The sequence below is a fragment of the Acinetobacter sp. USHLN143 genome, assembly GCF_037145695.1.
Classification (GTDB): Bacteria; Pseudomonadota; Gammaproteobacteria; order Pseudomonadales; family Moraxellaceae; genus Acinetobacter; species Acinetobacter fasciculus.
Genome location: NZ_JBBCWZ010000293.1, coordinates 1 through 253 on the forward strand (window position 1 = coordinate 1; position 253 = coordinate 253).

The 253-nt window shown below is 36.8% G+C and carries 1 pseudogene; it reads right to left on the minus strand.

Annotated elements, in window-relative coordinates:
- Positions 1 to 141: pseudogene (locus WFH18_RS18115) on the minus strand (IS3 family transposase); the annotation flags it as partial.
- Positions 142 to 253 lie beyond the last annotated feature (112 nt).

Sequence of the window (253 nt, forward strand, 5' to 3'; positions counted from 1 at the left end):
CTTCGCATCCAAAACATTGCTGTAGGCTTTGAGATACACCTCTTCATATTTAACGCTCCGCCATAATCGTTCAACCATCACATTATCAACCCATCGACCTTTACCATCCATGCTGATTTGGATGTCATTTGATTTCAATACATGGCAGAGTAAAACTTGAAGTGCGACATAAACCACCTAATTAATTTAAAGGGTTTATGGAGTATATAAAATTGTCATACCATCATCTTAACTTTGAAGATCGTACTGCATT